Genomic DNA, 25,386 nt, shown 5'->3' with positions numbered 1-25,386 from the left:
ACCGGCGGCCCGGTACCCCCACGCGGAGAGCGTCAGCCGGTGAACCCGGCCGTGATGGAGGTGAACTGCCAGTCGGTCTGGCTGATGCCCGAGCAGTTGCTCGTCACGCCGCCACCGGGGCAGGGGCGGTCGCGGTTGACCGACCAGAAGGCGAGGCGGGCGATGTGGTGCGAGTTCGCCCAGTCGCGGATCTGGGCCCACATCGCGGGAGTGGTGTTCTCCTGCTGGTCGCTCAGGCCGTTCATGCCGGAGATGCCGATGTGGGAGTAGGCCGTCGCGTCGTCCCAGCCGAAGGTCGACCTGAGCTTGGTCTTCAGGCCTTCGGTGGCGCTCACCGTGCTGCCGTACATGTCGGATCCGCCGCCGAAGTCGAACGGCATGATCGTGAAGACGTCGATCCCGGCGTCGAGCGCCTTGGCCTGCTCGATGAGCCGGTTGCCCCAGTACGTGGGACCGGTCGTCGTCGTGCCGAACGTGATGATCGTGCGCAGGCCCGGGTTGTTCGCCTTGACGGTCTTCAGTGCGGTGAGGATGCGGTCCTGGACAGCGGCGTTCTCGAACTCGTCGGTGTTCTCGATGTCCATGTCGATCGCCTTGAGGCTGTAGGCGTCGATCACCTTCTGCAGCGCCGCGGCGAGCGCGCTCGCGGAGGAGCAGTTGGCGCCGAGCTTGCTGCCCGACCAGCCGCCGAACGACGGGACGATGTCACCGCCCGCGGACCGGATGGAGTTGATGACGCTCTGGTCGTTGCCCCCGGTGAGGGGACGGCTGCCGTCCCAGGCCGGGTTGCAGCCGCCCTGGTCGAGCATGAACGCCATCGTGTACCACTTGATGCCCGTCGAGCTCATCACCGAGGTCGCGCTCGGCGGGTCGCCCCAGCCGAGGTAGAGGTAGGGCGCCGCCTGCTTGAAGCCGGTGCCGCCGCCCCCGCCGGCGTCGGTCGTCACGCTCACCGCGTTGGACGCGCCCGAGGTGTTCCCCGCCGCGTCGCGTGCCTTGACCGTGAAGCTGTAGGCCGTGCTGGGCGAGAGCCCGCTGACCGTCGCGCTGGTGCCGGAGACGGTGAGCACCTGGTTCGAGCCGCTGTAGACGTCGTACGCCGTCACGCCGACGTTGTCCGTCGACGCGTTCCAGGCGAGGGACACGCTCGACGAGGTCTTGCCCGTGGACCGCAGGCTCGCCGGAGCCGACGGTGCCTGCGCGTCCGAACCACCGCCGCCGGGGCCGTCCAGGCTGATGTCGTCGGCGTAGTAGGTGCCCTGGCCGTACCAGCCGTGGGTGTAGATCTTGGCGCTGGTCTGCGAGGCGCCGGTGGTGAAGGACAGGGCCAGCTGGCTGTAGCCCGCGGCGGAGGACGTCCACGTCGAGGCGCCGCCGTCCACCCCCAGGTAGACGTAGCTGCCGCGCACCCACGCCGAGAGGCTGTACGTGGTGTTCGGCTGGACGGAGACGGTCTGGGTGCACTTGGCGTTGTCGCTCGAACTCGCGGCCCCCGCGAGGGCCTTGGAGCCGCCGTGCACGGGACTGGAGACGACCGAACCCAGGTTGCCCGTGCAGGTCCAGGGGGAGAGGCCGCCCGACTCGAAGCCGGGATTGGTCAGGACGTTCGCCGCCTGGGCCGTACCGGGCAGAGCGACCGCCCCGGTCATGGCCAGGGCGGCGGTGCCGAGCAGGGCGAGGAGGCGTCGTCTGGAACGCCGGAACAGTGTGATGCGCACGCGATCTCCCTGGAGAAATGGGGGTGTTCGGGAGTGCAGGGGAATGCGGGGGAGTGCGCAACCAAGTTGGTATGGACCAATGCCACTGTCAAGAGGTGGGCCCGGAATTGGTCCAGACCGGTTGTTGCAATTCGGTTCCGGTGCGGCCGGTTTCAGGACCAGGCGATCTCCCCGTGACGGGAGACGAAGCGTCCGGTACCGGCGCCGGGCTCCTCGGTGGCGAGGGCGACGATCGCGTCCGTGCCCTCGGTGACGGTCTGGGGGCCGCTGTGACCGTTGAGGTCGGTCGCGGTGTAGCCGGGGTCGGCGGCGTTGACGCGGATGCCCTGGAGCCCCTTGGCGTACTGCGTGGTCAACATCGTCAGCGCCGCCTTCGACGAGGTGTACAGCGGCGCGACGACCCGTGACTCGGGCCGGCCCGGGTCGTGGGTGAGGGCGAGGGAGCCCATGCCGCTGCTGACGTTGACGATCGCCGGGGCGTCCGAGCGGCGCAGCAGCGGCAGGAACGCGGTGGTGGTGCGGACGACACCGATGACGTTGACGTCGAGGACGGCGCGGGCGTCGGCGGCGGTGAGGTCGCCGGGATCGCCGACGGGGCCGTGCACACCGGCGTTGTTGATCAGGACGTCGATCCTGCCCTCGTGTTCGGCGACGTTCGCGGCGGCGGCGGCCACGGACGCGTCGTCGGTCACGTCGATGGGGACGTAGCGGGCGCCGAGCGCGGCGGCTGTCTCCTCGCCCCGCTCGCGGTCGCGGGCTCCGACGAGCACGGTGTGGCCGCACTCGATCAGGCGGCGGGCGGTCTCGCGGCCGAGCCCCTTGTTGGCTCCGGTGATGAAGGTGATCGTCATGCGTCCGATACTCGTCCCGATGAGGGAGGGGAGCCAGGGACGCTTCGACGGTAGGAAGGCCGGTACCACCCTCGCGCCCGCACGCACGACCCGGGATGGCGGGGGATGGGGATCATGTCTGCGCCGCGCCACCGGCCGCTTCCCCCGGGACAGCCCTCAGGCGGGTGCCGTCGCGGTGGTCGTCGTCGCGTCCTGCGCGGCAGCCGCTGAGCCCAGGGAGGTCTGGGATGCCTGGGACGTCGGCGAAGGCACCGCGGGCAGTGGCTGAGCCGGGGTGTTCGTCCGCTGCCGCGGCAGCGAGAGGGGGCGCAGCGGCCGCGGACCCGACACCACCGTGTAGTCCTGCGCGAGCCGCGCGGGCGTCAGGTCGCCCGGCTCCTCACCGAGCGCCAACTGCACGGCCGCCCAAGGGGCGTTGACACCACACTGCGCGAGCTGGTGCAGCCCGCCCGCCGGACGCGTGTTGACGTCCATGAGGACGGGCTCGTCCCCGTACATCCGGAACTGGATGTTCGTCAGATAGTGCAGTTCGAACGCCTCGGCGACCCGTCGGGCCGGTCCGGTCCACGACGGGTGGAGCGTGAAACCGCGGCGCCGCCCGTTCTTGGTGCGGCCCACGGCCATCCGCACCCGGCCGTCGGGTCCGGTGAGGCAGTCCACGGACACCTCCGGCTCCCCCAGGAGCGGCATCACCAGCCAGTCCACCGGCTGCTCGGCCCGCCGCACCGCCTCCACGACCATGTCGAGCGGCACCTGCGCACCGGGGAAGCCGTCGAGGTGCGTGAGCGAGAACGGTTCGCGGGTGACGACGCGGAAGCCCACCCCGCCCGCGCCCACCGCGGGCTTGAAACACGCCTGGTGGCCGTCGGCCTCCAGCGATTCGACCGCCGCGAGGAGTTCCTCCGCCGTCCGCACCCGCCACCACGGCGGCACCGGCACCCCCTGCGCCTGCACCGCCTCGTACGCCGTCACCTTGTCGTGGAAGACGGACACGGCCTCGGCGGGCGGCGCGAGCAGGGCCGTACCGAGCGCCGCGAACTCCGCGCGGTGCGCCACGATCTCGGCCTGGTGCAGGACGGGCACGAACACGTCGATGCCGTGCCGTGCGCACTGGTCCAGCGCGTACTCCACGTACGCGGCCCGGGAGAGTCCCTCCGGCTCCAGCGCGGCGCTGTCGGCCGCGGCCAGGAGAGGGGAGTCGGCGTCGCCGTGTGTGACACGGATCTCGACCGGCCGGTCGTGCGGATTGCGCCGCAGCTGATCCATGAAGAACACGTTCTCCGCGTACGTGCGGTTGAGCCAGACGCGTACGCGAGAGGCCATGCAGGCCACCTTTCAGGGTGTGCGGGCACGGCGGAGCGGGCCGGGCCCGGCCGAGGGTAGAGGGAGGTACACCGAGGCCGTACGCCGAAGAGGCTCGTGGCAGTGGTGTTGGCCCGATCATAGGGGGCGCGGGGCCTCCGTGGCGCCACGGGCGTGTTACGGATTGGCAGGCGGCCCCCACGGGCGGTCCGCGCGGACTCCCGGAACGTGGACTCGGAACCCGGTCGAGCCGCTCTTGTCGGTGCCCGGCGGATGTGTTCTTGTGGTCCACAAGGATCTAGGAGGGAGCGGGAGTGGACGCGACGGCCGGCCGTGCCGGGCACCTGCTGGCCATCAGCGATCTGCACGTCGGATACGCCGAGAACCGCGCCCTGGTCGAGCGGATGCGCCCCACGACCGACGACGACTGGCTCCTGGTGGCCGGAGACGTCGCGGAGACCGTGGCCGACATCCGGTGGGTCCTGGAAACGCTCGCCGGACGCTTCCGCAAGGTGATCTGGACCCCCGGCAACCACGAGCTGTGGACCCACCCGAAGGACACCGTCACCCTGCGCGGCGTCGCCCGCTACGAACACCTCGTCGCGCTGTGCCGCGAGATCGGTGTCCTCACCCCCGAGGACCCCTACCCCGTGTGGGAGGGCCGGGGCGGCCCCGCGGTCGTGGCGCCCCTCTTCCTGCTCTACGACTACTCGTTCCTGCCGCAGGGCTGCGAGACCAAGGCGCAGGGTCTCGACTACGCGGAGTCGACCGGTATCGTCTGCACCGACGAGCATCTCCTGCACCCCGACCCGTACCCCAGCCGCGACGCCTGGTGCCGGGCCCGGGTCGCCGAGACCGAGAGCAGACTCGCCGAGCTGCCCGAAGAGCTGCCCACGGTGCTGGTCAACCACTACCCGCTGGACCGGCACCCGACGGACATCCTGCACTATCCCGAATTCGCGATGTGGTGCGGCACCGGGCTGACCGCCGACTGGCACCGCAGGTTCCGCACGGCCGTGATGGTCTACGGTCATCTCCACATCCCGCGGACCACCTATCACCAGGGCGTCCGCTTCGAAGAGGTGTCGGTGGGCTACCCCCGCGAGTGGAGCAGACGTCCGGGACCGCACGGTACGCCGCGCCGCATTCTGCCGATGGAGGTCGGAGCCGGGTGATCGAGGAACTGCTCCCGGAGCCGGTCGTGGCCGTGGAGACGTTCGGTGACGACGAGGCCGGGCGCGCCGCGCTGTACCCCGAGGAAGAGGCGCTGATAGCGCGCGCCGTGGCGAAGCGCCGCCGGGAGTTCACCGCCGTGCGCGCGTGCGCCCGGCGCGCCATGGAGAAGCTCGGCGTGCCCCCGCGGGCGATCCTGCCGGGCGAGCGCGGAGCCCCCCGCTGGCCGGAGGGCCTGACCGGCAGCATGACGCACTGCGAGGGCTACGGCGCCGCCGCGCTGGTCCGCACCGCCGACCTCGCCTCCCTCGGCATCGACGCCGAGCCCCACCTGGAACTCCCCGAGGGTGTCCTCGACGCCATCGTCCTGCCCACGGAGCGGGAGCGGCTGCGGCGGCTTTCGGCGGCCGTCCCCTCCGTCCACTGGGACCGGTTGCTGTTCAGCGCCAAGGAGTCCGTCTACAAGGCGTGGTTCCCCCTGACCGGGCAGTGGCTGGACTTCTCCGAGGCGGACATCGACCTCTTCCCGGATCCGCAGACCGGGGACGCCGCGCCGCGCACCGGCCGCCTCCGCGCCGAACTCCTCGTGCCGGGGCCGCTGGTGGACGGCGCGCGCGTCCAGGCCTTCGAGGGACGCTGGACCGTCCAGCGGGGCCTGCTGGCGACGGCGCTCACCGTGCCGCGCCGCTGAGGACCACCGCTCGGATCCGTCCCCGCCGGCCTCACCCCGACCGCGGGCACCAGCTGTGCAGCAGCCGGAAGAACTCCGCCTCGTTGCCCGCGAGGCCGGCCGCCGCGAGCGCGCGCTCCGCCTCGGCGAGCGCGGCCGGCGGCACCACGGGCGGGCGCCCGGCGTCCGGCAGTCCGTCGAACGCGGCGCGAACGGTCTGGAGGAGACGCAGATAGGCCTGCACGGCGGCGCGTTCGTGGTCGGTCAGTACGGCGGTCGGCATCGGACGGCTCTCCCCGGGTCGGCTGGTCGAAGCGGTACGTGACTCCAGCTTGCCGTCCCCCACTGACAATCCGGCTTCCGCAGCCGTGGGTTCGCCCGCCCGGCGGACGTGGAACATTGTGAATTCGTTGGCCGGACAGGGTCAGCGGGAGCGTTTCCCCCGGCCGGGGGCCTGCCCGGTCGTCGCGGCCCGTCGCCGGACGGCCGCGACCACGGGTGACCGGCGCAGGGCGACCGACATCCGCACGAGGTCGCGGGGACCGTCGGCCGCCGCCTCCGGCGGCGCGGGGGCGGCGGAGGCCGCCGCCGAGCTGATGACCCTGCCCTCCGGGTCGGCGGCCCTCGCCCGTACGGCCGCCGACACCATCGCGGCGTCCGCCTCGGCCCGCGCCTCGGCGGGTTCCGCACCCGCCGCCACGGCGGCGTCGTAGGCGAAGGAGCGCACCTCGGTGTCGAAGTAGGGGTACAGGCCGAGCATTCCGTCGTGGATGTCGGACTCCCGCTGGGTGACCTGGAGTTCGGCGGGGGACCACCAGGCGATCCGCACCGCCCGCTCCCCGTGCCCGGCGACCGAGTTCAGCTCCCGCCACAGCGGCCCGAGCCTGCGGTACGTCGACCAGGTGCTCCAGATGTCCCCGACGCGCCGCCCGGCCAGCGGGAGGCAGAATCCGACCGCGCTCAGCTGCGCCCCGAGCGAGGCGAGCACGGGGGCCACGTAGGTGCTCAGGCCGTCCAGGTCGCCGCCGTTCCACCGGGCGGCCACGGCGGTCAGTTTGGCCGCCGCGTACGGGATGTTGCACAGGAAGCCGGTCGCGATGGTGAGCAGCCCGGCACGCAGCCAGCCGCGCACCTGGAGCGCCCAGCGCCAGCACATGACGTTCACCGCGACGCCCGCGACCGTGAGCGCCACCAGATAGAGCACGATCATCTCGCGGACGAAGGGCGTGTTGGCGTAGTGGGTGTCGAAGTCCCGCAGCCGTTCCTCGGGGGTGTCGCCGAGTACGAACAGGACCACCAGTGCCACGCTCACCAGGGTGTACCCGGCGGTCCAGCGCCGGGAGACGCGGCGGGTCGACTCGGGGGGCCCGCCGCGCCAGTTGACGATCAGTACGAGGCAGGAGGCGCTGAAGGCGCTCAGCAGGCAGTAGACCAGCGGCGCCGAGAAGTTCGGGACGCCGGTGAGTTCGTTGACCTCGGCGATGGTGGGCGGGGCGGCGAAGAGGAAGACGAGACCGGCCAGGGCGAGGAGCACGCCCACGGACCGCAGCAGCGGGTCGCGCCAGCCCCGGAGGAGCGCGGGCGCCTTCACGGCGAGGGAGACGCCCATGGCGACGGCGGGGATGTAGTAGCTGGATCCGTCCATGGTCCTCGGGGTCTTCCGGGGTGCTCAGCCCTGCGGCCCGCGGTAGCCCAGGGAGGCCTCGATCCGGCCCGCCAGGTCGTCCCGCCGCACCGGCCCGCGCAGCGGCGAACCGGTCAGCCACCTGCGGCACTTGCTGGCGAGGAGCAGGCCGAAGCTCTCGGCGTCCTGCTCGTCGCCGAGGTCGAACCGGGTGCGGGCCGCCACCCTGAGCACGGTGGCCTGGAGATCCGCGTCGTCGCGCAGCAGCCGGGCCGCGACGGCCGCGCCCTGCACATGATGGCCGCAGTGCCCGGCCTTCATGTGCCACAGCTCGTGCCCGAGGATCACCAACTGGTGGTCGGGGGCGGTGCGTTGCTCGATGATGACGAGGTCCTGGTCGGCCATGTCGAGCCACAGCCCGCTGGCGGTGCCGGGCGGGAAGGCGGCCGTGCGGTACTGGACGGGACGGCCGCGGCGCCTGCTCATGGCGTCGCACAGGGCGCCGTACAGGTCGGCGGGCTCCGCCGGCGCGGGCAGCGAGAGTTCCGCGACCAGCTCGCCGCACAGGCGGCGCATCTCCCTGCCAATGCCCACTGTTCTCCCCCGGATCACGACTCGGGCCGCTTGACGCTTTCCAGGAGCATGTCCAGCCATTCCGCGACCTTGTCCCGGTGCTGGTCCGTGGGCAGCTGCGCGGCCCGCCAGGCGATGCCGCGGACGCCGTGGTCCTGGAGCAGCCGCTCCAGCGGGTCGTCGGCGGCGAGGGCCGCCGCGCGTTCACGGTCGGCGAGCTGCTGGAGGAGTTCCTGCTCGCAGCGCTGGAGCGCGCTCGCGAGCGCCTCGGGGTCCTCGGCCGTGAGGAATCCGGCGTGCACCCGGAAGAAGCGCTGGATCGCGTCGCAGTGCTCCATGGTGGGCCGCCGGTCGCCGTTGATGAGGGCTCCGGCCTGCTGCCGCGACATGCCCGCGCCGTCGGCGATCTCCTGCTGCGTGTACTTGCGCCCGTTGGGCTTGAGCCGCGTGCGGCGCAGCAGGTCGAACCGCTGCAGGAACCGCGTCTGCAGGTCGGGTTCGCCGGCGGGCCTGCCGCTCAGCAGGGCCTTGACCACCGGTTCGGGGACGCCGGACTCGGCCGACAGGCGTCGCACGTCGAAGATCTCGCCGTGCGGCACACCGAGCCGGTCGGCGAGTGCGGTGACCCGGGCCACGACGGCCGGCAGCAGAACCGTCGCCACGGCGCCCGGAACCTCGAAGCCATCCGTCACCGACAGATCTCCTACGTCTCTCTCAGGTCTCTCACAAGATACTCAGGAACCCCCCGGAGAGTAGCCGCTCGTTCGAACCCACAGCCAGGTCTCGCCACAACTGTGGCGGGATTCAGCCGTCAACAGGCGCCAAATGCCACGATAGTTGACACGACTCCGCTCCGGGCAGCAGGATCGGGGCGCCGCGTGAAGGCCGCATAGGCAAGAGGGGTGACCTCCCGATGGCGTACCAGGCAGGAGGGCAGCGGTCACAGCCGCGGCCCGTCCCCGAGAGTCTCGAGGCTCAGGCGTATCTCCAGGACTACGCCACGCTTCTCGACGCTCTCCCCTTTCCGTCGGTCGTGCTCGACCACCGATGGGACGTCGTCCTGTCCAACGCCGCGTTCGAGACACTTTTCCGTGGTGTCGGCCCGCATCCGACGGCGATGCCGGGCGACAACTTCCTGCGGTTCGTCCTGTTCCACCCCGATGCGGCCACGGTTCTCGGCGAGCACGAGTCGAGCTGGTGTCTGCCGATGCTGGCCCACTTCGCCGCCGCCGTGGAGCGGCACGCGCAGGACCGCGGTCTGCAGTCGATCCGCCGGGACATCGCCCAGGACCCCCTCATGGAGGCCGCCTACCGGCAGGGGCTGCCGCACTGGATCCGGGCCGTGGGCCCCCAGGGCGTGGAGCAGGACGGAGCGGTGCGCCCGCTCGTGCACCCCGACCCGCGCTGGGGCCGTACGGACTGCCGGGTCGTCGGTGAGACCCCCAAGACCCTTCAGGACATGGGCTATACGCGCCTGACCCTGGTCCTGCGCGAGGCACGCCGCACGCCGCTCGTCCCGCGCAGGACCCGCCCGGCCCGGCACGGCGCCGCACACCTCCGCGTCGTGTAGCGGCTCCCGGCCCCTCCCGCGTCACCGGCGCCTCCCCGCGGCTGCTCGGCACGGCCGGGGCCGGGATGAGAGCTCCCTGCGTCCTCACTGGCGAACCTGCGCATCGGCCCCGGACAACGCAAGCCGCTTGCATGGCTTGCGCTATTCTTGCGCGCATGACGCGACGACTTGCTCAGGTGGCCAAGAAGGTCGGGGTCAGTGAGGCCACGGTCAGCCGGGTGCTCAACGGCAAGCCCGGAGTCTCCGACGCCACCCGGCAGGCGGTGCTCTCGGCGCTCGACGTCCTCGGTTACGAGAGGCCCACGCAACTGCGCGGCGAACGCGCCCGGCTGGTGGGCCTGGTGCTGCCCGAGCTGCAGAACCCGATCTTCCCTGCCTTCGCCGAGGTGATCGGCGGGGCGCTCGCCCAGCTCGGACTGACACCCGTCCTGTGCACGCAGACCAAGGGCGGGGTGTCCGAGGCCGACTACGTGGAACTCCTGCTCCAGCAGCAGGTGTCCGGCGTGGTCTTCGCGGGCGGCCTGTACGCGCAGGCCGACGCGCCGCACGACCACTACCGCCGGCTCGCGGACCGCAGGATCCCGGTGGTCCTGGTCAACGCGTCCATCGAACACCTCGGCTTCCCCGGCGTCTCCTGCGACGACGCCGTCGCCACCGAGCAGGCCTGGCGGCACCTGGCCTCGCTGGGGCACGAGCGGATCGGGCTCGTCCTCGGCCCCGCCGACCACATGCCCTCGCAGCGCAAACTGGCGGCGGCCCGCGCTTTCGGTGCCGACCTGCCCGACGAGCACATCGCCCGCGCCATGTTCTCCCTGGAGGGCGGACAGGCCGCCGCCACCCGGCTGCTGGACCGCGGGGTCACCGGCATCATCTGCGCCAGCGACCCGCTCGCGCTCGGCGCCGTACGGGCCGCCCGGCGCAAGGGACTCGCCGTCCCCGCGCAGGTCTCCGTCGTCGGCTACGACGACTCCGCGTTCATGAACTGCACCGAACCCCCGCTGACCACCGTCCGGCAGCCCATCGAGGCCATGGGCCGGGCCGCCGTCGAACTGCTGAACGCCCAGATCGGCGGCAGCTCCGTACCGGCCGAGGAGCTCCTGTTCGAGCCGGAACTGGTGGTGCGCGGCTCGACCGCGCAGGCGCCGCGCGGCTGACACCGCGCCGCGCAGGCGCCGCGCGGCTGACACCGCCGCCCCTGGGCACCCCTGGCGCGACGTCCCGCACACCCGGGGGGCCCGGCCGCTCCCCGCGTTCCGTGCACGCCGACGCCCCGCCGCGCAAACGCGACACGGGCTTCGCGGGCCTCGTGCAAGCGACGCACCGTTGCGATCCACGGCACTGTCAAATAATTACGGATTCTGCGCGAGATATTGCGGACCGATGTCGGCGGTGCTTGAGTGTGCGGCGCCAGACACGGCCGCACACCACCCGGTGTGCCGCCGTGGGCCTTCCACGCACCTGCCCAAAGGGGTCCACCGATGAGAAGCACCGGGTTCCGCCGCACCTGCACCGCACTCGTGGCTTCGGCCCTCACGCTCAGCGCCGTGAGCGCCTGCGGTTCCGACGACGACGCCGCGGGCGGCAAGACCCGCATCACGGTCAACTGCATGCCGCCCAAGAGCGCCAAGGTCGACCGATCGTTCTTCGAGGCCGACATCAAGGCCTTCGAGAAGCAGAACCCGGACATCGACGTCGTCGCCCATGACGCCTTCCCCTGCCAGGACCCCAAGACCTTCGACGCCAAGCTCGCCGGCGGTCAGATGGAGGACGTGTTCTACACGTACTTCACGGATGCCGGGCACGTCGTCGACATCAACCAGGCCGCCGACCTCACGCCCTACGTGAAGGACCTCGACAGCTACGACACCATCCAGCAGCAGCTGCGCGACATCTACACCGTCGACGGCAAGGTCTACGGCATCCCGCGCACCGGCTACTCGATGGGCCTGATCTACAACAAGAAACTCTTCGAGAAGGCCGGCCTCGACCCCGAGAAGCCCCCGGCGACCTGGGCGGAACTGCGCGCGGCGGCCAAGAGGATAGCCGCCCTCGGCGACGGCACCGTCGGCTACGCCGACTACAGCGCCCAGAACCAGGGCGGCTGGCACTTCACCGCCGAGATGTACTCCCAGGGCGGAAACGTGGTCAGCGAGGACGGCAGGAAGGCCGCCGTCGACACCCCCGAGGGCAAGGCCGTCCTGCAGAACCTCAAGGACATGCGCTGGAGCGACGACTCCATGGGCAGCAAGCAGCTCCTCGTCATCAACGACGTCCAGCAGCTGATGGGCTCGGGCAAGCTCGGCATGTACCTCTCCGCACCCGACAACATCCCGATCCTCGTGAAGGAGAAGGGCGGCGACTACAAGGACCTCGCGCTCGCCCCGATGCCCGGCGGCAAGGGCACGCTCATCGGCGGCGACGGCTACATGTTCAACAAGAAGGCCACCCCGGAACAGATCAAGGCCGGCCTCAAGTGGCTGGACCACATGTTCCTGACGCCCGGAGACGGCTTCCTCGGCGACTACGCCCGCGCCAAGAAGCACGACGCCCCGGTCGGCCTGCCCGAGCCCCGGCTCTTCACCGGCGCCGCCGACGCCAGGGACCAGGAGATCAAGAAGGCCAACGCCAACGTGCCGATGCGGAACTACCAGCCCTTCCTCGACGGCAACCAGAACCTTGAGATGAAGATCGAGCCGCCGCACGCCCAGCAGATCTACTCGGTCCTGGACGGCGCCGTCTCCGCCGTGCTCACCAAGAAGGACGCCGACGTCGACCAGCTCCTGAAGGACGCCTCCGGCAAGATCGACTCCATTCTGGCCCGAGGCTGACACCGTCCATGAAGACCGCATCGAAGCCCCCCGCCCCGGCTCCGGCCGCCGCCGGAACGCCGGAGGCGGTGCGGCGGCCGGCCCGGCGCCGGACGGGGAGCCCGTGGCGCCGCCGCCTCGCCGACCAGTCACGTGCGTACGCCTTCCTGGCCGGCGGCGTGCTCTGCTTCGCGCTGTTCTCCTGGTACCCGGCGATCCGCGCCGTCGTGATCGCCTTCCAGAAGTACACGCCGGGAGCGGGCGCGGAGTGGGTCGGCACCGACAACTTCACCCGGGTCTTCCACGACCCCGAGTTCTCCGCAGCCTGGCGCAACACGCTCACCTTCACCGTCATCGCCCTGCTCATCGGCTTCGCCGTCCCGTTCGTCCTGGCGCTCGTCCTGAACGAACTGCGCCACGCCAAGGCCTTCTTCAGGGTCGTGGTCTACCTGCCGGTGATGATCCCGCCGGTGGTCAGCGCGCTGCTGTGGAAGTGGTTCTACGATCCCGGAGCGGGCCTCGCCAACGAGGCGCTGCGCTTCCTGCACCTGCCGACCTCGAACTGGTCCAACGGCGCCGACACCGCGCTCGTCTCCCTGGTCGTCGTCGCCACCTGGGCCAACATGGGCGGCACCGTCCTGATCTACCTGGCCGCGCTCCAGGGCATCCCCGGCGAGCTGTACGAGGCCGCGGAACTCGACGGCGCGAGCCTGCTCCAGCGGATCCGGCACGTGACGATCCCGCAGACCCGCTTCATCATCCTCATGCTGATGCTGCTGCAGATCATCGCGACGATGCAGGTCTTCACCGAACCCTTCGTGATCACGGGCGGCGGCCCCGAGAACGCGACCGTCACCGTGCTGTACCTCATCTACAAGTACGCCTTCCTCTACAACGACTTCGGCGGCGCCTGCGCGCTCAGCGTCATGCTGCTCGTGCTGCTCAGCGCCTTCTCCGCCCTGTATCTGCGGCTCACCCGCTCGGGAGGCGAGGACGCATGAGCACCCGCACACTCATCTCCCCCCTGACACTGGCCCGCCCCCGCGGCAGGGCCGTCTACTGGACCGTCTTCACGGGCGTGGTGCTGCTGTTCGCGGTCGCCTTCCTCTTCCCCGTCTACTGGATGGTGTCCGGCGCCATGAAGTCGCCGGACGAGGTCGTGCGCACCCCGCCCACGCTCGTGCCCGACCACTGGAGACTCAGCGGGTACACGGACGCCTGGGACCTGATGGACCTGCCCACCCACCTGTGGAACACCGTCGTCCAGGCCACCGGCGCCTGGGTGCTGCAACTCGTGTTCTGCACCGCCGCCGCCTACGCGCTCTCCAAACTGAGACCGGCCTTCGGCAACGTGATCCTCGGCGGCATCCTCGCCACGCTGATGGTCCCGGCGCAGGCACTGGTCGTACCGAAGTACCTCATCGTCGCCGACCTGCCGCTGATCCACACCAGCCTGCTCAACGACCCGCTCGGCATCTGGCTGCCCGCCGTGGCCAACGCCTTCAACCTGTATCTGCTCAAGCGCTTCTTCGACCAGATACCGCGGGACGTCCTGGAGGCCGCCGAGATCGACGGCGCCGGCCGGCTGCGCACCCTCCGGTCGATCGTGCTGCCGATGTCCCGGCCGGTGCTGGGAGTCGTGTCGATCTTCGCCCTGGTGGCCGTCTGGCAGGACTTCCTCTGGCCGCTGATGGTCTTCTCGGACACCGACAAGCAGCCCATCAGCGTGGCCCTCGTCCAGCTGTCGCAGAACATCCCGCTCACCGTGCTGATCGCCTCCATGGTGATCGCCAGCATCCCCATGGTCGTGATGTTCCTGGTGTTCCAGCGGCACATCATCGCCGGGATCAGCGCGGGCAGCACCAAGGGCTGACGCCACCCCCTGAACGGCTTCACAGAAAGGTAGGCACAGTGGGACAGCCTTCCCCTGCCCGCACGCAGGACCAGTGGTGGCGCTCCGCCGTCATCTACCAGGTGTACGTCCGCAGCTTCGCGGACGGCGACGGCGACGGCACCGGCGACCTCGCGGGCGTCCGCGCCAGACTCCCGTACCTCGCCGAACTCGGCGTGGACGCGCTGTGGTTGAACCCCTGGTACCTGTCACCCCTGGCCGACGGCGGTTATGACGTCGCCGACTACCGGGTGATCGACCCAGCCTTCGGGACGCTCGCCGAGGCCGAGAAACTCATCGCCGAGGCACGCGAGCTGGGCATCCGCACCCTCGTCGACATCGTGCCCAACCACGTGTCCGACCAGCACCCCTGGTTCCGGGCCGCGCTCGCCGCCGGACCCGGCAGTCCCGAACGGGAGCTGTTCCACTTCCGGCCCGGCCGCGGCGACCACGGCGAACTCCCGCCCAACGACTGGCCGTCCCAGTTCGCGGGCTCCGCCGAACCCGTGTGGACCCGGCTGCCCGACGGCGACTGGTACCTCCACCTCTTCACGCCCGAGCAGCCCGACCTCAACTGGGCGCACCCCGCCGTCCGCCAGGAGCACGAGGACGTCCTGCGCTTCTGGTTCGAACGCGGCGTCGCGGGCGTACGCATCGACTCGGCGGCGCTGCTCGCCAAGGACCCCGCGCTGCCCGACCACGTCGAGGGCCGGGAGCCGCACCCCTACGTCGACCGCGACGAACTCCACGACATCTACCGCTCCTGGCGCGCCGTCGCCGACGAGTACGGCGGCATCTTCGTCGGCGAGGTCTGGCTCCCCGACAGCGAGCGCTTCGCCCGCTACCTGCGCCCCGACGAACTGCACACCGCCTTCAACTTCTCGTTCCTCTCCTGCCCCTGGGACGCCGGACGGCTGCGCACCGCCATCGACGAGACCCTCGCCGAACACGCCCCGGTCGGCGCCCCCGCCACCTGGGTGCTGTGCAACCACGACGTGACCCGCACGGTCACCCGCTACGGCCGCGCCGACACCGGGTTCGACTTCACCGCCAAGGCCTTCGGCACGCCCACCGACCTGGCACTCGGCACCCGCCGCGCCCGCGCCGCCGCCCTGCTCTCGCTCGCCCTGCCCGGCGCCGTCTACGTCTACCAGGGCGAGGAACTCGGCCTGCCCGAGGCGGAGATACCGCGCGAGCGGATCCAGGACCCGATGCACCACCGCTCCGGCGGGACGGACCCAGGCCGGGACGGGTGCCGCGTACCACTGCCGTGGACGGCCGACGGGCCCCACGCGGGATTCGGCGGCGAGCCCTGGCTCCCGCAGCCGCCCGGCTGGCCCGCGTACGCCGCCGACCGCCAGGCGCAAGACCCCGCCTCGATGCTGAGCCTGTACCGCGAGGCGCTGCGCATCCGCCGCGCCCGGCCCGGCTTCGGCGACGGCCCGCTCGCCTGGCTGCCCGCACCCGACGGCGTCCTCGCCTTCACCCGCGGAAACGGCCCGCTCTGCGTGGTCAACCTCTCCGCCTCTCCGGCCGAACTCCCGCCGCACAGGCAGCTGTTGCTCACCAGCGGTCCGCTGGAAGCCGACGGACGCCTGCCCCGGGACACGGCGGCCTGGCTGCGCGCCTGACGCCGCAGCCGGGCCGCCGCACCACCCGCTGTCCCCGCACCCCCACCATGAAAGGGATCAGCACATGTCCAGATCTGTCAGGAGCATGCCCGCCGCGGCGGTCGCCACGGCCGTCGCTCTCGCGGCCGGCCTGCTCGGCGCCACCACGGCACATTCCGCGGCCTCGGCCGCGGGCGCCGACCTGCCCTTCACCTCGGTCGAGGCCGAGACCGCCACCTCCACGGGCACGAGGATCGGCCCCGACCACACCCAGGGCACCCTCGCCTCGGAGGCGTCCGGGCGCCAGGCCGTACGCCTGGCCGCAGGACAGCGCGTCGAGTTCACCGTGCCCCGCACGGCCAACGCCGTGAACGTCGCCTACAGCGTGCCCGACGGCCAGTCCGGCACCCTCGACGTCTACGTCAACGGCACCAAGCTCGCCAAGTCGCTCCCCGTCACCTCCAAGTACTCCTACGTCGACACCTCCTGGATCGCCGGCGCCAAGACCCACCACTTCTACGACAACGCCCGGCTGCTCCTCGGCCGCGGCGTGCAGGCCGGCGACAAGGTGGCCCTCCAGGCCACGTCCACCCAGGTCACGGTGGACGTCGCCGACTTCGAGCAGGTGGCCGCGGCCGGCACCCGGCCGGCCGGATCGGTGTCCGTCACCGACAAGGGCGCCGACCCCGGCGGCCAGGGCGACTCCACGCAGGCCTTCCGGGACGCGATCTCCGCCGCACAGGGCGGAGTCGTGTGGATCCCGCCGGGCGACTACCGGATCACGTCCTCGCTCCAAGGCGTCGCCAATGTCACTCTGCAGGGCGCGGGCAGCTGGCACTCCGTCGTGCACACCTCGCGCTTCATCGACCAGAGCAACTCCTCCGGAGGAGTCCGTCTGAAGGACTTCGCGGTCCTCGGCGAGGTCACCGAACGGGTCGACTCCAACCCGGACAACTTCGTCAACGGCTCACTCGGACCCAACTCCGGCGTCTCCGGGATGTGGATCCAGCACCTCAAGGTCGGCCTCTGGCTGACCGGCAACAACGACAACCTCGTCGTCGAGAACAACCGCATCCTCGACACCACCGCCGACGGCCTCAACCTCAACGGGAACGCGCGCGGTGTCCGCGTCCGCAACAACTTCCTGCGCAACAACGGCGACGACGCACTCGCCATGTGGTCGCTGTACGCCCCCGACACCAACAGCAGCTTCGAGAACAACACCATCACCCAGCCGAACCTCGCCAACGGCATCGCCGTCTACGGCGGCACCGACATCGCGGTGAAGAACAACCTGATCTCCGACACCAACGCCCTCGGCAGCGGCATCGCCATCTCCAACCAGAAGTTCCTCGACCCCTTCTCGCCGCTCGCCGGGACCATCACCGTCTCCGGGAACACCCTCGTGCGCACCGGGGCGCTGAACCCCAACTGGGGTCACCCGATGGGCGCACTGCGCGTCGACTCCTACGACAGCGCGATCGAGGCGAATGTCAGCATCACCAACACGACGATCACCGACAGCCCCTACAGCGCCTTCGAGTTCGTGTCGGGCGGCGGACGCGGCCACGCCACCCGGAACATCACGGTCGACGGCGCCACGGTCAGCAGGGTCGGCACGGTCGTGGTCCAGGCGGAGACACCGGGCGCGGCCCGCTTCAGCAACGTCCGGGCCACCGGGGTCGGCGTGGCGGGCGTCTACAACTGCCCCTACCCGACGGGCTCCGGCACCTTCACACTCACCGACGGCGGCGGCAACTCCGGCTGGGACAGCACCTGGTCCAACTGCAACGCCTGGCCGCAGCCCGGCTCCGGGAACCCCGATCCCGACCCGGCCCGCAACCTCGCCAAGGGCCGCACCGCCACCGCGAGCGGCTCCCAGGACGTCTACACACCGGGCAGGGCCGTCGACGGGGACGCGAACACCTACTGGGAGTCGTCCAACAACGCCTTCCCGCAGAACTGGACGGTCGACCTCGGCTCGACGCAGCCGGTCCGCCGGGTCGTGCTGAAGCTGCCGCCCGCCGCCGCCTGGCAGGCGCGCACCCAGACCCTGTCGGTCCAGGGCAGCACCGACGGCAGCAGCTACTCGACGGTGGTGGCGTCCAAGGACTACCGCTTCGACCCGGCGAGCGGGAACACGGTCACCGTGACCCTGCCCGGCGGCACGAACCTGCGCCACCTGCGACTCCACGTCACCGCCAACACCGGCTGGCCCGCCGCCCAGTTCAGCGAGGTGGAGGCGTACCTGTCCTGACCACGCCGGCCGCAACTCCGCGGAGCCCGTACGCCGGGCCCCGCTGCCCCCGCTCCCGCCGCAGATGGCGGCGGCGGGGGCATGCGGCGCGACGAACCCGCCGCACCGCCCGGCCGCGGGACGGCGAATTCCCCGGCCGGGCCAAGTCGTCGCATCCTTGGAACGGGACGACAGTTCCCGCGCCCGGTGAACCCTCCGGGCAGCGGCGCCACAGGAAGAGGACCTCTCATGACCGTCAGCGACGGCGGCTCCGCCACCGCTCCCCGGGTGCTTCTGGGCACCTGGCCGACACCGCTGGAGGCCGCCCCGCGGCTGAGCGCGCACCTCGGCCTCCGGCCCGGGGACCTGTGGCTCAAGCGCGACGACCTCAGCGGTCTGGGCGGTGGCGGCAACAAGGTGCGCAAGCTCGAGTTCAGCTGCGGCCAGGCGCTGAACCGCGGCGCGACCGTCCTGGTCGCGAGCGGCGGCGCGCAGAGCAACTACGCGCGGCTGGCGGCCGCGGCGGGCCGTCGGCTGGGACTGAAGGCCGTGCTGGTCCTACGGGGGAACGGCCCGCGGGGGCGGACCGGGAATCTGAGCCTCGACGGGCTGCTGGGCGCGCGCGTGGTGTGGGCCGGGGACGTCGACGCCGCCGGTCTCGACCTCGCCGTCGCCGCCACGGCGGAGGAGCTGACCGAGCAGGGGGAGCGCGTCGAGGTCCTGCCGTTCGGGGGCAGCGACCGCAACGGGGCGCTGGGATACCTCGAAGGAGGCCGGGAACTGCACGACCAACTGCCCGACGTGGAGCACGTGGTCGTCGCCGGGGGCTCGGGCGGGACCATGGCCGGTCTGGTGGCCGCGCTCGGCGCGGAGCGGGTCCTCGGAGTCGACGTTGGTGCCGTGGCCGACCTTCCCGCCCGCGTCGCCGCATTGGTGGGCGCGGTGTCGGACGGCCGTACGGAGGCTTCCGCGCTGCGTCTGCGCCGGGACCAGGCCGGCGCCGGGTACGGGATTCTCACGCCTGCCGCCTCGTCCGCGCTGGAAGCGGCGGCGGTGTGCGAGGGCGTCATCCTCGACCCGGTCTACACCGCCAAGGCCCTCGCCGGTCTCGCGGCGGCCGTGGCGGACGGTGACATCCGGCCGGGCCGGCGCACGGTGTTCGTGCACACGGGCGGGCTGCCCGGACTGTTCGGCCACGAGATCGCCGGTGAACTGGCGGCCAGGGTGGCCCAGAGCCCTGACTCCCGTCAGTCCTGACGTCCGTCTGCCCGGCACAGGGCGCACACCCTTGGCGGGGAACCCGCCGGCGCCGGTGGCCGAAACCGTTGGTCGCATGTACCGCCGTGTTTCACGTGGATGCCACGAGGCCCTTCCCTGACGTTTGGTGCTCTTGGAACACTCCTTTCGCGCACCTTCCCTCAGCATCCGGGCCACCCGTGCCCCGTCAGGACAGAGGTCACCCACCCATGCCCCCAGTGAACCGGCGTCGTTTTCTGCAGCTCGCGGGCGGCACCGCGGGATTCACCGCGTTGTCCGACAGCATCGCCAGGGCCGCCTCGATACCCGCCGGGTACCGCAGCGGCACGATCGACGACGTCGAGCACATCGTCGTCCTGATGCAGGAGAACCGTTCGTTCGACCACTACTTCGGTTCGCTGAGAGGTGTCCGCGGCTTCGGCGACCCCCGGGTGGCCACCACGTCGGGGAAGAAGCCGGTCTGGTACCAGTCGGACGGCACCAAGGACGTGCTGCCCTTCCGGCCGGAGGCCGACGACCTGGGGATGCAGTTCATCCAGGACCTCCCGCACGGCTGGAACGACGGACAGGCCGCGTTCGACAAGGGCAGGTACGACAAGTGGGTGCCCAACAAGTCGGCCACGACGATGGCGTACCTGACGCGTGAGGACATCCCGTTCCACTACGCGCTCGCCGACTCGTTCACCATCTGCGACGCGTACCACTGCTCGTTCATCGGTTCCACCGACCCGAACCGCTACTACATGTGGACGGGTTACACCGGCAACGACGGCACCGGCGGCGGTCCGGTCCTCGGCAACGACGAGGCCGGCTACGGCTGGACGACGTACCCCGAGCGCCTGGAGAAGGCCGGGGTCTCCTGGAAGATCTACCAGGACGTCGGCGACGGCCTGGACGCGGCGGGCTCCTGGGGCTGGATCCAGGACGCCTACCGCGGCAACTACGGTGACAACTCGCTGCTGTACTTCGACAAGTACCGCAACGCCAAGCCCGGCGACCCGCTCTACGACAAGGCCCGCACCGGCACCGACGCGCGCAAGGGGGAGGGCTTCTTCGACCGGCTCACGGCCGACGTCAAGGGCGGGAAGCTGCCGCAGATCTCCTGGATCGTGGCCCCGGAGGCCTTCACCGAGCACCCCAACTGGCCCGCGAACTACGGTGCCTGGTACATCTCCCGGGTCCTGGACGCGCTCACCTCCGATCCGGAGGTGTGGGGCAGGACCGCGCTGTTCATCACGTACGACGAGAACGACGGGTTCTTCGACCACGTCGTGCCGCCGTTCCCGCCGCAGTCCGCCGACCGGGGCAAATCCACGGTCGACGTCGGCCCCGACCTGTACAAGGGGGACGCGGGGCACGTCGCCGGGCCGTACGGGCTGGGCCAGCGGGTGCCGATGCTCGTCGTGTCACCCTGGAGCAGGGGCGGTTACGTCTGCTCCGAGACCCTCGACCACACCTCGATCCTCCGGTTCATGGAGCGCCGCTTCGGCGTGCACGAGCCGAACATCTCGCCCTGGCGGCGCGCGATCTGCGGCGACCTGAGCTCCGCGTTCGACTTCTCCCGCAAGGACACCGGCCCCGTCGCGCTGCCGGACACCGACGGCTACGAGCCGCCGGACCGCGAGCGCCACCCCGACTATGTGCCGACGCCTCCCGCCCACCCCGTCCTGCCCCGGCAGGAGCGCGGTTCGCGGCCCGCGTGCCCGCTCAAGTACGCACCCCGCGTGGACGGTTCGGCGGACACGGCCGCCGGGAAGTTCACCCTCACCTTCGCCTCGGGCGCCCAGGCCGGCGCCGCCTTCCTCGTCACCTCGGGCAACCGCACCGACGGGCCGTGGAGTTACACCACCGAGGCGGGAAAGTCCGTCTCGGACACCTGGAACTCGGCCTACTCCGGCGGCTCGTACGACCTCACGGTGCACGGGCCCAACGGCTTCCTGCGCACCTTCCGGGGCCCCGGCAAGGCGGCGGGCCCCGAGGTGAGTGCCCGGCACGTGGGGGACGACGTGGAACTCACCTTCACCAACAAGGGCTCCGGCACGGTGGGTCTCCGGCTCACCGACGGCTACGGCGGCCGGGCGCGCACGTTCCGGGTGCGGGCCGGGGCGACCGTGAAGCACCGGGTCGACCTGCGGGCGAGCAGGCGCTGGTACGACCTGGAGGTCGTGTCCGAGGCGGATCCGGCGTTTGTGCGGCGGTTCGCCGGACATGTCGAGAACGGTCGCCCGGGCGTCAGCGACCCGGCGATCGTCACCGCGTGACGGTTACCCGGGCGCCCGTTCCCTTCCGTCCCGAGCGAGGTAGTGTGCCCCCGGTGACCACGCATTCGAACACACCTGCAGGTTGGTACCCGGACCCCCACGGGGCGGCCCAGACGCTCCGGTACTGGGACGGCTCCCAGTGGACCCAGCACACCAACACCGACCAGCAGGGGCAGAGCGCGCCCGCGGTTCCGCAGCAGGCGCAGGCGGCCCCGCAGCAGCCGGTTCAGCAGCCGGCGTACGGCGGCCCGCAGGCCCAGCAGGCGTACGGCGGCCAGCCCGTACAGCAGGCCCCCGCGGGCTCCGACCCGCGTGTGCAGCGTCAGGTGCAGCAGCAGGCCGGGGTGGCCGGCGGCGGTGCCGGGGGCGGCACCCTGTTCAGCGAGCCGGTCCTGGTGGTGAACCAGAAGGCCAAGCTGATCGAGCTGACCAACGAGTACAAAGTCATGGACCAGCAGGGCAACCAGCTCGGTTCGGTCGTCCAGGTCGGCCAGAGCGCCCTGAAGAAGATCCTGCGGTTCGTCGCCAGCATCGACCAGTTCATGACGCACAAGCTGGAGATCCGCGACGCGTACGGTCAGCCGCAACTGCTGCTGACACGGCCCCGCAAGTTCCTGAAGTCGCGGGTGCTCGTGGCGCGTCCGGACGGACAGCCCGTCGGCGAGATCGTGCAGCAGAACATGATCGGGAAGATCAACTTCGCGATCAACGCCGACGGCCGGCAGGTCGGCGCGATCAAGGCGGAGAACTGGCGCGCCTGGAACTTCGCGATCGTCGACCACGCGGACAACGAGGTCGCCCGGATCACCAAGACCTGGGAAGGCCTCGCGAAGACTTTGTTCACGACGGCCGACAACTACGTCCTGCAGATCCACTACCAGCTCCCCGAGCCCCTGCTGAGCCTCGTCGTGGCGACCGCGCTGACGGTCGACACGGCCCTCAAGCAGGACTCCCGCGGACTGGGCTGACCCGCACCGCGCCGCTGACCCGCACCACCACGCCGACGGCGGCCGCACCGACGTGTCACGTCGGTGCGGCCGCCGTTCGCTGTTCCGGTGCCTCGCGGCCCTACAGCCGGGTGAGGTGGCGCCTCGTGCGGCGGGCCGGCTGCCGGGGCACGAGCGCCGGCTCGTACGCCGCCGACCCCGGCTCCAGTGCCAGCACCGCGGCGACGGGGTGCTCGTCCGTCACGACGGGGTCGGGCGCCCAGCGCGACAGCGTCACGACGCCCCAGGCCGCGACCGCTGCTCCCGTCGCGGCCAGCAGGACACCCACCGCGCCGTACTGGAGCCGTTCGCCGAGCAGGGACAGGCCGATCGCCGCGGCGGCGACCGGGTTGGCCAGCGTCACCACGGCGAGCGGCGCGCCGAGTCCGCCCCGGTAGGCGGTCTGCGACAGCAGCAGCCCGCCCGTCGCGAACGCGGCGACCAGGAGCGCCACCACCACGACCTCGACGCTGAGCAGCGGTCCGCTGCGGTCCGTCGCGGCCACGGTCACCGTCTGGGTGAGCGCCGAGGCGACACCCGACGCGAAGCCGGACGCGCTCGCGTGCCGCAGGCCGGGCCGGGCGCCCGGCCGGGACAGGCCGCCGATGACCACCGCGGTCGCGGCGGCCACGCCCAGCGCCTGCGGCACGCTCAGGATGTCGTCCGGCGCGGGGCCCGAGGCGGTGACCAGCAGGGCCGCCAGGCCGATCAGCGTGAGGGCCGTGCCCCGCCACTCGACCGCGCTGACCCGGCGCCCCGCCACCCGGGCCCCCAGCGGCACCGCGGCCACCAGCGTGAGGGCGCCGAGCGGCTGGACGAGGGTGAGCGGTCCGTACTTGAGGGCCGCGACGTGCAGCAGCGCCGCGGCGGCGTTGAGGGTCACCGACCACCACCAGGCGCCGTCGCCGAGCAGCCGCAGGAGACCGGTGCCGGCGCTCTTGGCGGCCAGCCGCTCCTGGGCGACCGCGGCGGCGGCGTAGGCCACCGCGGAGAACAGCGACAGGACCACGGCGACGAGGGTGGCGCTCATCGTCCTGCCCCCACGAGCTCCGGCAGGGACTCCGCACTCCCGGCGTCCGCCGCGGGACGGGTACGGCCCGCGGTCGTCAGCGTGCGGTGCGGCAGGTGGATCACGGCGAGCGCGATGCCGAGCAGCGCGGTGGCCACGATCGCGTCGAGCCAGTAGTGGTTCGCCGTGCCGACGATCACCAGCAGGGTGAACAGCGGATGGAGCAGCCACAGCCAGCGCCACCGGGACCCGGTCGCCGCGATCAGGCCGACCGCGACCATCAGCGCCCAGCCGAAGTGCAGCGAAGGCATCGCCGCGAACTGGTTCGCCACCGAGTCGGTCGCGGGCCGTGCCCCGTACACGGTGGGTCCGTAGACCTGCCCGGTGTCGACGAGTCCCGTCGTGGCGAGCATCCGGGGCGGGGCGAGGGGGAAGGTGAGATGCAGCACGAGGGCGGCGGCGGTGACCGCGGCGAGGACCCGGCGGGACCACACGTAGTGGGCGGGACGCCGCAGGTAGAGCCAGATCAGGAAGGCCGCGGTGGCCGGGAAGTGGACGGTCGCGTAGTAGGTGTTCGCGAGGTGCACGAGCGTGTCGCCGTGCAGCAGCGCGCTCTGCACGGCGCCCTCGCCCGGCAGGTGCGCGGACCGCTCCCAGTCCCACACGCGGCCGGCGTTGCGGAAGGCCTCGGCGGTGTGGCCGTCGGCCAGCTGCCGGCCCGCCTTGTAGACGACGAAGAGTCCGACGACGAGCAGGAGCTCACGGACGAGAGGCGGGCGTACGAGGGTGCCGCGCGTCGCCGACGGTGCCGGCCGCGCGGTGGTGTGCCGCTGGTGTGTCCAACGTGTGGCCGCGTCGGGCGGCCGATCTGCAGGCTCGGTCTGGGAATTCATCCCCCGGCCCCTTCGCTGACGGTCTTGCGTGGGGTGGTGCGCGGTGAGCCCAGGGCAAGGTCCACTCCGGGGAGTGGGTCCTGTCCAGGACTCATCGATACGCCAGTGTACCGATACGAGCGTGTACCGGTACAGTGGCGTATCGATACACTGGACGAGCGGGTGCAGCGGACCGCCGATCGAGCGAGGGGAAGAGCCATGACGTCGCAGGCAGCGGAGGGACCGGAGACGGTCGCCACCTCGCGCCGCTCCAAGATCACGCCGGAGCGTGAGCAGGAGTTCTACGACGCCGCGCTCGACCAGATCCGCGAATGCGGGTACGAGGCCCTGACCATGGAGGGCGTGGCCGCGAGCGCACGCTGCAGCAAGTCCACGCTGTACCGCCAGTGGAAGACCAAGCCCCAGTTCGTGGCCGCGGCGCTGCGGGCCAGCCGCTGTCCGCGGTTCCGCGGCATCGACACGGGCTCGCTCGCCGGGGACCTGCGCGCGGCGGCCCGCACCGCGGGGGACCGGTCCGGCGACACCCAGCTCCTCCAGGCGCTCGGCCACGCCGTGATGCAGGACGAGGAGCTGCAGAAGGCGCTGCGCGACGCGCTCGTCGAGCCCGAGGTGGCCGAGCTGAGGGAGATGATCGCCCGCGCGGTCGAGCGCGGTGAGATCGCCGCCGACCACCCGGCGCTGGAGTACATCCCCGCGCAGCTGCTCGGCGTCCTGCGGGTCCGCCCCGTCCTCGAGGGGCGGTACGCGGACGGCGACTACCTCGAGGGCTTCGTGGAGGCGGTCGTGATTCCGGCCCTCGGCCTGACCTGAGACCCAGGCCGCCGTCCGCGGGATGACCGGACGTCGGCCTGACCGCGCCGCACCGTGGGGACGGGGGCGGCGCGCACCCCGGCCGGGTGGGGTTCCTCTTGAGCGGAGGGGCGCCCCACCCGGCCGCATTGTGTGCGGCCGGGTG

The 25,386-nt window shown here is 71.6% G+C and carries 22 protein-coding genes; 13 read left to right on the top strand and 9 right to left on the bottom strand.

Features of this window, described 5'->3' with window-relative positions:
- Positions 1-32 precede the first annotated feature (32 nt).
- From ACFYP4_RS12345 to ACFYP4_RS12335, 3 genes are all read right to left on the bottom strand, one after another.
- On the bottom strand, positions 33-1,718 hold the full coding sequence (locus tag ACFYP4_RS12345) for a carbohydrate binding domain-containing protein (RefSeq protein ID WP_358855327.1): 1,686 nt from the start codon (positions 1,716-1,718) through the stop codon (positions 33-35).
- Between the two features lie 152 nt (positions 1,719-1,870).
- The gene (locus tag ACFYP4_RS12340) at positions 1,871-2,569 is read right to left on the bottom strand and encodes an SDR family NAD(P)-dependent oxidoreductase (RefSeq protein ID WP_358855328.1); all 699 of its coding nucleotides are present in this window, start codon (positions 2,567-2,569) and stop codon (positions 1,871-1,873) included.
- A gap of 156 nt (positions 2,570-2,725) precedes the next feature.
- A complete protein-coding gene (locus tag ACFYP4_RS12335) occupies positions 2,726-3,892 on the bottom strand; it encodes an ATP-grasp domain-containing protein (protein ID WP_358855329.1) in 1,167 nt (388 codons plus the stop codon).
- Between the two features lie 293 nt (positions 3,893-4,185).
- On the opposite strand from ACFYP4_RS12335, the gene ACFYP4_RS12330 reads away from it, so the two are divergent.
- Positions 4,186-5,046, top strand: a complete 861-nt coding sequence (locus ACFYP4_RS12330; RefSeq protein ID WP_358855330.1) for a metallophosphoesterase — start codon at positions 4,186-4,188, stop codon at positions 5,044-5,046.
- Entirely contained in the window at positions 5,043-5,735 is a 693-nt protein-coding gene (locus tag ACFYP4_RS12325) for a 4'-phosphopantetheinyl transferase superfamily protein (RefSeq protein ID WP_358855331.1), read from the top strand. Before ACFYP4_RS12330 ends, ACFYP4_RS12325 begins: the two co-directional genes overlap by 4 nt.
- Positions 5,736-5,766: 31 nt before the next feature.
- Here the strand turns inward: ACFYP4_RS12325 and ACFYP4_RS12320 are convergent, their stop codons facing one another.
- From ACFYP4_RS12320 to ACFYP4_RS12305, 4 genes are all read right to left on the bottom strand, one after another.
- Complete coding sequence (locus ACFYP4_RS12320; RefSeq protein ID WP_358855332.1) at positions 5,767-5,997, bottom strand: hypothetical protein; 231 nt, start codon at positions 5,995-5,997, stop codon at positions 5,767-5,769.
- 141 nt (positions 5,998-6,138) lie between these two features.
- A complete protein-coding gene (locus ACFYP4_RS12315; protein ID WP_358855333.1) occupies positions 6,139-7,359 on the bottom strand; it encodes an MAB_1171c family putative transporter in 1,221 nt (406 codons plus the stop codon).
- Positions 7,360-7,383: 24 nt separating this feature from the next.
- Positions 7,384-7,914: a toxin-antitoxin system, toxin component gene (locus tag ACFYP4_RS12310; protein ID WP_358855342.1), complete on the bottom strand. Its 531-nt coding sequence runs from the start codon at positions 7,912-7,914 to the stop codon at positions 7,384-7,386.
- Positions 7,915-7,946: 32 nt separating this feature from the next.
- Positions 7,947-8,603, bottom strand: a complete 657-nt coding sequence (locus tag ACFYP4_RS12305) for a helix-turn-helix transcriptional regulator (protein ID WP_358855334.1) — start codon at positions 8,601-8,603, stop codon at positions 7,947-7,949.
- A gap of 221 nt (positions 8,604-8,824) precedes the next feature.
- Between ACFYP4_RS12305 and ACFYP4_RS12300 the strand changes: the two genes are divergently transcribed.
- The 10 genes from ACFYP4_RS12300 (at position 8,825) to ACFYP4_RS12255 (ending at position 22,511) form a co-directional block, all read left to right on the top strand.
- Positions 8,825-9,481, top strand: a complete 657-nt coding sequence (locus tag ACFYP4_RS12300; protein ID WP_358855335.1) for a hypothetical protein — start codon at positions 8,825-8,827, stop codon at positions 9,479-9,481.
- 155 nt (positions 9,482-9,636) lie between these two features.
- Positions 9,637-10,635 carry a LacI family DNA-binding transcriptional regulator gene (locus ACFYP4_RS12295; RefSeq protein WP_358855336.1) on the top strand — a complete coding sequence of 333 codons (999 nt, stop codon included), beginning with the start codon at positions 9,637-9,639 and terminating at the stop codon, positions 10,633-10,635.
- Positions 10,636-10,959: 324 nt separating this feature from the next.
- A complete protein-coding gene (locus ACFYP4_RS12290; protein WP_388785022.1) occupies positions 10,960-12,309 on the top strand; it encodes an ABC transporter substrate-binding protein in 1,350 nt (449 codons plus the stop codon).
- 8 nt (positions 12,310-12,317) lie between these two features.
- The gene (locus ACFYP4_RS12285; RefSeq protein WP_358855338.1) at positions 12,318-13,289 is read left to right on the top strand and encodes a sugar ABC transporter permease; all 972 of its coding nucleotides are present in this window, start codon (positions 12,318-12,320) and stop codon (positions 13,287-13,289) included.
- On the top strand, positions 13,286-14,161 hold the full coding sequence (locus ACFYP4_RS12280; RefSeq protein ID WP_358855339.1) for a carbohydrate ABC transporter permease: 876 nt from the start codon (positions 13,286-13,288) through the stop codon (positions 14,159-14,161). Before ACFYP4_RS12285 ends, ACFYP4_RS12280 begins: the two co-directional genes overlap by 4 nt.
- A 38-nt stretch (positions 14,162-14,199) precedes the next feature.
- Positions 14,200-15,810: a glycoside hydrolase family 13 protein gene (locus ACFYP4_RS12275; RefSeq protein WP_388785020.1), complete on the top strand. Its 1,611-nt coding sequence runs from the start codon at positions 14,200-14,202 to the stop codon at positions 15,808-15,810.
- A 64-nt stretch (positions 15,811-15,874) separates the two neighbouring features.
- Positions 15,875-18,046, top strand: coding sequence for a discoidin domain-containing protein (locus ACFYP4_RS12270; protein ID WP_388785018.1), 2,172 nt, complete (start codon positions 15,875-15,877; stop codon positions 18,044-18,046).
- Positions 18,047-18,274: 228 nt separating this feature from the next.
- Complete coding sequence (locus tag ACFYP4_RS12265) at positions 18,275-19,282, top strand: pyridoxal-phosphate dependent enzyme (RefSeq protein ID WP_388785016.1); 1,008 nt, start codon at positions 18,275-18,277, stop codon at positions 19,280-19,282.
- A gap of 209 nt (positions 19,283-19,491) precedes the next feature.
- Positions 19,492-21,543, top strand: coding sequence for a phosphocholine-specific phospholipase C (locus ACFYP4_RS12260; RefSeq protein WP_388785014.1), 2,052 nt, complete (start codon positions 19,492-19,494; stop codon positions 21,541-21,543).
- A 53-nt stretch (positions 21,544-21,596) separates the two neighbouring features.
- Complete coding sequence (locus ACFYP4_RS12255) at positions 21,597-22,511, top strand: phospholipid scramblase-related protein (RefSeq protein ID WP_388785012.1); 915 nt, start codon at positions 21,597-21,599, stop codon at positions 22,509-22,511.
- A gap of 100 nt (positions 22,512-22,611) precedes the next feature.
- Here the strand turns inward: ACFYP4_RS12255 and ACFYP4_RS12250 are convergent, their stop codons facing one another.
- Both ACFYP4_RS12250 and ACFYP4_RS12245 read right to left on the bottom strand, forming a co-directional pair.
- On the bottom strand, positions 22,612-23,559 hold the full coding sequence (locus tag ACFYP4_RS12250) for a hypothetical protein (protein ID WP_388785010.1): 948 nt from the start codon (positions 23,557-23,559) through the stop codon (positions 22,612-22,614).
- A complete protein-coding gene (locus tag ACFYP4_RS12245; RefSeq protein ID WP_388785008.1) occupies positions 23,556-24,431 on the bottom strand; it encodes a phosphatase PAP2 family protein in 876 nt (291 codons plus the stop codon). Before ACFYP4_RS12245 ends, ACFYP4_RS12250 begins: the two co-directional genes overlap by 4 nt.
- Positions 24,432-24,629: 198 nt before the next feature.
- On the opposite strand from ACFYP4_RS12245, the gene ACFYP4_RS12240 reads away from it, so the two are divergent.
- Entirely contained in the window at positions 24,630-25,241 is a 612-nt protein-coding gene (locus ACFYP4_RS12240) for a TetR/AcrR family transcriptional regulator (RefSeq protein ID WP_358851942.1), read from the top strand.
- Positions 25,242-25,386 lie beyond the last annotated feature (145 nt).

Source organism: Streptomyces sp. NPDC005551 (assembly GCF_042871785.1).
GTDB lineage: Bacteria > Actinomycetota > Actinomycetes > Streptomycetales > Streptomycetaceae > Streptomyces.
Note: the sequence above shows the minus strand (reverse complement) of the source record. Positions and strands in the feature narration are given on the sequence as shown.

What these genes read in the sequence shown, in the direction of transcription:
- ACFYP4_RS12340 (WP_358855328.1), bottom strand. Translation starts at nt 2,569, where the DNA reads ATGACGATCACCTTCATCACCGGAGCCAACAAGGGGCTCGGCCGCGAG.
- ACFYP4_RS12335 (WP_358855329.1), bottom strand. Translation starts at nt 3,892, where the DNA reads ATGGCCTCTCGCGTACGCGTCTGGCTCAACCGCACGTACGCGGAGAAC.
- ACFYP4_RS12320 (WP_358855332.1), bottom strand. Translation starts at nt 5,997, where the DNA reads ATGCCGACCGCCGTACTGACCGACCACGAACGCGCCGCCGTGCAGGCC.
- ACFYP4_RS12315 (WP_358855333.1), bottom strand. Translation starts at nt 7,359, where the DNA reads ATGGACGGATCCAGCTACTACATCCCCGCCGTCGCCATGGGCGTCTCC.
- ACFYP4_RS12310 (WP_358855342.1), bottom strand. Translation starts at nt 7,914, where the DNA reads ATGCGCCGCCTGTGCGGCGAGCTGGTCGCGGAACTCTCGCTGCCCGCG.
- ACFYP4_RS12300 (WP_358855335.1), top strand. Translation starts at nt 8,825, where the DNA reads ATGGCGTACCAGGCAGGAGGGCAGCGGTCACAGCCGCGGCCCGTCCCC.
- ACFYP4_RS12295 (WP_358855336.1), top strand. Translation starts at nt 9,637, where the DNA reads ATGACGCGACGACTTGCTCAGGTGGCCAAGAAGGTCGGGGTCAGTGAG.
- ACFYP4_RS12290 (WP_388785022.1), top strand. Translation starts at nt 10,960, where the DNA reads ATGAGAAGCACCGGGTTCCGCCGCACCTGCACCGCACTCGTGGCTTCG.
- ACFYP4_RS12285 (WP_358855338.1), top strand. Translation starts at nt 12,318, where the DNA reads ATGAAGACCGCATCGAAGCCCCCCGCCCCGGCTCCGGCCGCCGCCGGA.
- ACFYP4_RS12280 (WP_358855339.1), top strand. Translation starts at nt 13,286, where the DNA reads ATGAGCACCCGCACACTCATCTCCCCCCTGACACTGGCCCGCCCCCGC.
- ACFYP4_RS12270 (WP_388785018.1), top strand. Translation starts at nt 15,875, where the DNA reads ATGTCCAGATCTGTCAGGAGCATGCCCGCCGCGGCGGTCGCCACGGCC.
- ACFYP4_RS12265 (WP_388785016.1), top strand. Translation starts at nt 18,275, where the DNA reads ATGACCGTCAGCGACGGCGGCTCCGCCACCGCTCCCCGGGTGCTTCTG.
- ACFYP4_RS12260 (WP_388785014.1), top strand. Translation starts at nt 19,492, where the DNA reads ATGCCCCCAGTGAACCGGCGTCGTTTTCTGCAGCTCGCGGGCGGCACC.
- ACFYP4_RS12250 (WP_388785010.1), bottom strand. Translation starts at nt 23,559, where the DNA reads ATGAGCGCCACCCTCGTCGCCGTGGTCCTGTCGCTGTTCTCCGCGGTG.
- ACFYP4_RS12245 (WP_388785008.1), bottom strand. Translation starts at nt 24,431, where the DNA reads ATGAATTCCCAGACCGAGCCTGCAGATCGGCCGCCCGACGCGGCCACA.
- ACFYP4_RS12240 (WP_358851942.1), top strand. Translation starts at nt 24,630, where the DNA reads ATGACGTCGCAGGCAGCGGAGGGACCGGAGACGGTCGCCACCTCGCGC.